The 7,621-nt window shown below is 70.9% G+C and carries 1 protein-coding gene; it reads left to right on the top strand.

Annotated elements, in window-relative coordinates:
- Positions 1-12 precede the first annotated feature (12 nt).
- Positions 13-7,621, top strand: a 7,609-nt coding sequence (locus AB0B76_RS58405) for an amino acid adenylation domain-containing protein (protein ID WP_360394951.1), incomplete at its 3' end; no start/stop codon positions are given.

The raw sequence follows: 7,621 nt of genomic DNA, 5'->3' as shown, positions 1-7,621 counted from the left end.
GGGCTGCTGCGGGTGTCGCAGGTCGGGGTACACGATGATTTCTTCGCGCTTGGTGGGCACTCGCTGCTGGCGACACAGGTCGTGTCGCGGGTGCGGCAGGTGTTCGGGGTGGAGATCCCGGTTGCGGCGGTGTTCGATGCGCCCACGGTTGCGCAGCTCGCGGCGGTCGTCGATGCGGCCGCGCCCGGGGTACAGGCGGCGCCGGTGGTGCCGGTCGGCCGGGACGTTCCGTTGCCGCTGTCGTTTGCCCAGCAGCGGCTTTGGTTCCTCGCGCAGCTCGATCCGGGGTCGATCGAGTACAACACGCCGGCGTCGATCCCGTTCTCGGGCGCCCTCGACGCCGACGCGCTCCAGGCCGCGCTGAACGCTCTGGTCGCCCGGCACGAGGTGCTGCGCACACGGCTGGTCGCCGGCGCCGACGGGGAGCCCTACCAGGTCGTCGATCCGCCGACCGACTTCGTTCTCCCCGTTCTGGACATTTCGGACGCCGCTGAGGCGGAGGCGTGGCTGGCTCTTGATGCGGCGGTGCCGTTCGACCTCGCGACCGGGCCGCTGTTCCGGGCCACGCTGCTGCGGCTCGCCCCGGACGAGCACATCCTGGCCCTCGCCATGCACCACGTCGTCGCCGACGAGTGGTCCTTCGGCATCCTGCGCCGCGAGCTCGACGCGTTGTACGCGGGTGCCGTGCTCGAGCCGCTGCCCGTGCAGTACGCCGACTTCGCCGTCTGGCAGCGGGCCCGGCTCACCGGCGACGTCCTCGCGACACAGCTGGACTACTGGCGCGGCCACCTCGACGGCGTGCCGACACTCGAACTGCCGACCGACCGTCCACGACCGGCCGTGCGGACCGGCGACGGCGCGAGCATCGACTTCGCCGTCCCGGCCGAGGTCGCCGACCGCCTGCGCGCCGTCGCCCGCGATGGCGGCGCGTCGATGTTCATGACCGTGCTGTCGGCCTTCACCGTGCTCCTCGGCCGGTACTCGGGCCAGGACGACATCGTCGTCGGCACCCCGATCGCCGGCCGCACCCGCGCCGAGACCGAGGGCCTCATCGGCTTCTTCCTCAACACCCTCGCGCTGCGCACCGACCTGTCCGGCGACCCGACCCTGACCGAGCTGCTCGGCCGTGTCCGGACGGGAACCCTCGCCGCGTACGCGCACCAGGAGCTGCCGTTCGAACACCTCGTCGACGCGCTCGGCGCGCCCCGGGACCGCTCCCGGACCCCGCTGTTCCAGGTCCTGTTCAACTACGACAGCGACGACGGCCGCGGCCGCTTCGCCGGGTGGGAGCCGACCGCCGAGCCGCGGCCGGAGCCGATGCCCGTGCGCTACGACGTGTCGGTCTCGGTCGTGGAGGCGGACGGCGCGCTGGTCGGGTCGGTGCAGTACGCGACCGCCCTCTTCGACGACGCCCGCATGATCCGGTTCGTGCGCCACTTCCAGCAGGTCCTGGCCGAGCTCGCCGCGGACGCCGATCGCCGTTTGTCGCAGGTGGCGCTGCTCACCGATCCCGAGGTGCACGAGCTGACCGGCTGGAGCGACGGCGGCCCGGCCGTGCCCTGGACCGGTGCCGTGCACGAGCTGGTCGCGGCCCGTGCGGCGGCGACACCGGATGCGGTGGCTGTGCAGTCGCTGAGCTATCGGGAGTTGTGGCGCCGTGCGGCGGGTTTGTCGGCACGGTTGACGGCCCAGGGTGTGGGTCCTGAGTCGATTGTTGGTCTGCGGTTGGACCGCGGGTCCGACTTTGCGGTGGCGGCGCTCGCGGTGTGGCAGGCCGGTGGCACGTATCTGCCGTTGGACCCTGACCTGCCGGCGGAACGCTTGTCGTACATCCTGGCCGACAGCGGGGCTGAGGTGGTGTTGGACAGTCCGCTGGGTGAGGTTGAGCTGCTGGACGCCGTTCCGTGTCCGGTGTCGCCGTTGCAGGCCGCGTACGTGATCTACACGTCGGGGTCGACGGGCCGGCCGAAGGGTGTCACGGTTTCGCACGGCAATCTGGCGTCGTTCCTGGGTGCGATGGCCGACCGTCCCGGTCTGTCTGCGGATGACGTGCTGCTGGCGGTGACGACGTTCGGGTTCGACATCGCGGGTCTGGAGATGTGGCTGCCGCTGATCCGGGGTGCACGGGTGGTGGTTGCGGATCGGGATGAGGTCCGTGCACCGCACAGGCTGGCTGAGCTGATCGGCGAGCATGGTGTGTCGGTGTTGCAGGCGACGCCGGCGACGTGGCAGATGCTGGTCGAGGACGGCTGGGCGGGTTCGGCGGGGTTGCGGGTGCTGTGTGGTGGTGAGGCGCTACCTGGGTCGTTGGCGGCGGCGTTGGTGCAGCGGGCTGGGTCGGTGTGGAACATGTACGGCCCGACTGAGACGACCGTGTGGTCCGCGGTCGACCAGGTCACGGCCGGCGCGCCCGTCACCCTGGGTTCACCGATCGCCGGGACCCGCTGGTACGTGCTGGACGCCTCACTGCGTGAGGTTCCGGCTGGTGTGGTTGGTGAGTTGTACATCGGTGGTGCTGGGGTGGCCCGCGGGTATCTGGGTCGTCCCGAGTTGACGGCTGAGCGGTTCGTCGCGGACCGGGACGGCGCACGGCTCTATCGGACCGGGGACCTGGCGCGGTGGCGGTCTGACGGCCGGCCGGAGTTCCTGGGCCGTGCGGATTTTCAGGTGAAGGTGCGCGGGTTCCGGATCGAGCTTGGCGAGGTTGAGGCTGCGATCCGTGATCAGGCGGGTGTGTCGGCGGCCGTGGTGGTCGCCGACGGTTCGCGGCTGGTCGCTTACGTCGTGGGTCAGTGCTCGGTTGACGGGTTGCGGGAGCGGCTGCCGGACTACATGGTGCCCTCCGTCTTTGTGGAGATGACCTCGCTGCCGCTCAATGCGAACGGAAAGGTCGACCGGAAGGCCCTCCCCGCGCCCGATGCGCCCGTCGCCGGGGAATATGTGGCGCCGCGCACGGTGGTTGAGGAGGCAGTTGCCGGAGTCTGGGGTGCGGTCCTGGGCGTCGAGCGCGTCGGGGTGTTCGACGACTTCTTTGCGCTCGGCGGGCATTCGCTGCTCGCCACCAGGGTTGTGTCACGGATTCGGAGCCTGTTCAGCGTCGAGGTGCCCGTTGCCGCACTGTTCGACGCGCCGACGGTGGCCGGGCTGGCGGCTGCGGTTGACACGGCCGGGCCTGGGATTGGCACGGCCCCGATTGTGCCGGTTGGGCGGGACCGTGCGCTGCCGCTGTCGTTCGCACAGCAGCGGCTCTGGTTCCTCGCACAGTTGGATCCCGGTTCAGCCGAGTACAACCTGCCCATGCCGATCGGCTTCGACGGCGAACTGTCACGGCCGGCACTGACCGCGGCGCTGGGCGCCCTGATCACCCGGCACGAGACCCTGCGGACCCGATTCGCCGCCGACGCCGACGGCGAGCCGTACCAGGTGATCGAGCCGCCGGCGCCGTTCGAGCTGCCCTTCGTCGACCTGTCCACCGAGGATGACGGCGAGGCGGCCGCGCGCGCCTGGCTGGCCCGGGACGCGGTGGCGCCGTTCGACCTGGCCGACGGTGTACCGCTGCGGGCCACCCTGCTGCGCGTCGCCGCCGACCGGCACGTGCTCGCGCTCGTCCTGCACCACGTCATCAGCGACGACTGGTCGGCCGGGATCCTGCACGACGAGCTGTGGGCGCTGTACGCCGGGGAGGCCGAGCTGCCGCCGCTCCCGGTCCAGTACGCCGACTTCGCCGTCTGGCAGCGCGCCTGGCTCACCGGCGACGTCCTGCGCGGCCAGCTCGGCTACTGGCGCGAGCGCCTCGACGGCCTGCCCGTGCTGGAGCTGCCGACGGACCGCCCACGCCCGTCCCGGCGCTCCAACGCCGGCGCGGCGATCGACTTCGCCGTCCCCGCCGGCGTCACCGAAGCCCTGCGTGCGGTCTCACGCACGGCCGGCGCCTCGATGTTCATGACGGCGCTGTCTGCCTTCTCGCTCCTCCTAGGGCGGTACACCGGCCAGGATGACATCGCCATCGGCACACCGATCGCGAACCGCAACCGGTCCGAGATCGAGGGCCTGATCGGCCTCTTCGTGAACACCCTCGTCCTGCGCACCGACCTGTCCGGCGACCCGACCTTCGACGAACTCCTTGCCCGCGTGCGCGCCGGCACCCTAGCCGCCCACGCCCACCAGGACCTGCCGTTCGAACACCTCGTGGACGCGCTCGGCGTGCCCCGGGACCGCTCCCGGACCCCGCTGTTCCAGGTCCTGTTCAACTACGCCACCGAGGACGGCGGACGCGTCCTGGCCGCCGGCCAGTCCGAGCCCGAGCCCGTGCCGGTCCAGTTCGATCTCTCGGTCACGCTGACCGAGGCCGGCGACGGGTTGGCCGGCGCCGTGCACTACAGCACGGCGCTGTTCGACGACGCGCGGATCGTGCGGTTGATCGGCCACTTCCAGCAGGTCCTGGCCGCGGTGGCGGGCGACGCCGGTCGTCGCCTGTCGCAGGTGCCGTTGCTCGGTGTTGCGGAGGCGGCCGACCTGGCGACCTGGTCTTCTGGTGGCCCGGCCGTGCCGTGGACCGGTGCCGTGCACGAACTGGTCGCGGCCCGTGCGGCGGCGACACCGGATGCGGTGGCTGTGCAGTCGCTGAGCTATCGGGAGTTGTGGCGCCGTGCGGCGGGTTTGTCGGCGCGGTTGACGGCCGAGGGTGTGGGTCCTGAGTCGATTGTTGGTCTGCGGTTGGACCGCGGGCCGGACTTTGCGGTGGCGGCGCTTGCAGTGTGGCAGGCCGGTGGCACGTATCTGCCGTTGGACCCGGACCTGCCGGCGGAACGTCTGTCGTACATTCTGGCCGATAGTGGCGCTGAGGTGGTGTTGGACAGCCCGCTCGGCGAGATCCAGCCGGTTGACGCGCCGCCGGTGCCGGTGTCGCCGTTGCAGGCTGCGTATGTGATCTACACGTCGGGGTCGACGGGCCGGCCGAAGGGTGTCACGGTTTCGCACGGGAACCTGGCGTCGTTCCTGGGTGCGATGGCCGACCGTCCCGGTCTGTCTGCGGATGACGTGCTGCTGGCCGTGACTACGTTCGGGTTCGACATCGCGGGTTTGGAGATGTGGCTGCCGCTGATCCGGGGTGCACGGGTGGTAGTTGCGGACCGGGACGAGGTCCGTGCGCCGCGCAGGCTGGCTGAGTTGATCGACGAGCATGGTGTGTCGGTGTTGCAGGCGACCCCGGCTACCTGGCAGATGCTGGTCGAGGACGGTTGGGCGGGTTCGGCGGGGTTGCGGGTGTTGTGTGGTGGTGAGGCGCTGCCGGGGTCGTTGGCGGCGGCGTTGGTGCAGCGGGCTGGGTCGGTGTGGAACATGTACGGCCCGACCGAGACGACGGTGTGGTCCGCGGTTGATGAGGTTACGGCCGGCGCCCCGGTCACGTTGGGTTCGCCGATCGCCGGGACGCGCTGGTTTGTGCTGGATGCGTCGCTGCGTGAGGTTCCGGCTGGTGTGGTCGGTGAGTTGTACATCGGTGGTGCTGGGGTGGCCCGCGGGTATCTGGGTCGTCCTGAGTTGACGGCTGAGCGGTTCGTCGCGGACCGGGACGGCGCACGGCTCTATCGGACCGGTGACCTGGCACGGTGGCGGTCTGACGGCCGGCCGGAGTTCCTGGGCCGTGCGGATTTTCAGGTGAAGGTGCGTGGGTTCCGGATCGAGCTTGGTGAGGTTGAGGCTGCGATCCGTGATCAGGCGGGTGTGTCGGCGGCCGTGGTGGTGGCCGATGGGGCGCGGCTGGTTGCGTATGTGGTGGGTCAGTGCTCGGTTGACGGGTTGCGGGAGCGGCTGCCGGACTACATGGTGCCGGCCGTGTTTGTGGAGATGACCGCGCTGCCGTTGAACGCGAACGGGAAGGTCGACCGCAGGGCGCTGCCGGCGCCCGACGCTCCTGCGGTGACCGCGGAGTACGTGGCGCCCCGCACGCCCGTCGAGGAGGCGATTGCTGAGGTCTGGGGCACGGTGCTCGGGGTTGAGCGCGTCGGGTTGTTCGACGACTTCTTCGCGCTCGGCGGGCATTCGCTGCTCGCCACCCGGGTTGTGTCACGGATTCGGAGCGTGTTCGGCGTTGAGGTACCGGTTGCGGCGTTGTTCGATGCGCCGACGGTGGCCGGGCTGGCGGCTGCGGTTGACACGGCCGGGCCTGGGATTGGCACGGCCCCGATTGTGCCGGTTGGGCGGGACCGTGCGTTGCCGCTGTCGTTCGCACAGCAGCGGCTCTGGTTCCTCGCCCAGGTGGACGGGGCGGCACAGTTCAACCTTCCGATGCCGATCCGGTTCAGCGGCGACGGGCTGTCGGTCGAGGCGCTGCGGGCCGCGCTCGGAGCCCTGCTCGCGCGGCATGAGGTGCTGCGGACGCGGCTCGTGGCCGGGGCGGACGGGGTGCCGTACCAGGTGATCGACCCGCCGGCTGAGTTCCTCCTGCCCGTCGTCGACCTTTCCGCCGACGGGCCGGCCGCCGCGGAAGCCTGGCTGGCCGCCGATGCCGTTGCGCCGTTCGACCTCGCCGCCGGGCCGCTGCTGCGCGCCACGCTGCTGCGCCTGGCCCCGGACGAGCATGTGCTCTCCCTGACGATGCATCATGTGGCGGGCGACGAGTGGTCGGCCGGCATCCTGCGGCGGGAGCTCGACGCGCTGTACACGGGCGCCGAACTGGCTCCGCTACCCGTGCAGTACGCCGACTTCGCCGTCTGGCAGCGCCGCTGGCTCACCGGCGAGGTCCTCGACGGGCAGCTCGCCTACTGGCGCGGACACCTCGAGGACGCGCCCGCGCTCGAACTGCCCGCTGACCGCCCCCGGCCGCCGCGCCCCGACGGCGACGGCTCCGCCATCGAGTTCGTCGTGCCCGCCGACGTGGTCGAGGGCCTGCGTGCGGTGTCGCGGGCCGCCGGCGCATCCATGTTCATGACCGTCTACGCCGCGTTCGCGGCGCTCCTCGGCCGGTACTCGGGCCAGGACGACATCGTCGTCGGTACCCCGATCGCCGGCCGCACCCGCGCCGAGATCGAGGGCCTGATCGGCTTCTTCGTCAACACACTGGTGCTCCGCACGGACCTGTCCGGCGACCCGACCGTCGCCGAGCTGGTGGGCCGGGTGCGGACCGAGACGCTCGCCGCGTACGCGAACCAGGACCTTCCGTTCGAGCAGCTCGTCGACGAGCTCGGGGCGCGGCGGGACCTCTCGCGGACCCCGCTGTTCCAGGTGCTGTTCAACTATGTCGCCGCCGAGTGGGCCGGCGAGGAGCTGCCCGAGGTCGCAGGCGAGCCCACGCCGGTACGGGTGAAGTTCGACCTGTCCATGGCCGTGGACGAGGTCGGGGATGGGCTTCTCGGGTCGCTGCGATACAGCACGGCCCTGTTCGATGACGCCCGGATGATTCGCATGGTCGGCCACTTCAATGAGTTGCTGGCGGCAGTGGCTGCGGACGCAGGCCGTCGGCTGTCCCGGCTGCCCGTGCTCAGCCCGGCCGAGGTAGCCGATTTCGCACGGTGGAATGACACTGCGACCGTGCTGCCCCGTGGCGAGACTGTGCTGGATCTGATCGCGTCCCAGGATCCGGCGGCGGTGGCGGTCCGTGCTGGTGACACGGCGTTGACCT

It is taken from the genome of Dactylosporangium sp. NPDC049140 (assembly GCF_040648435.1).
This window is presented reverse-complemented; position numbering and strand designations above follow the sequence as displayed.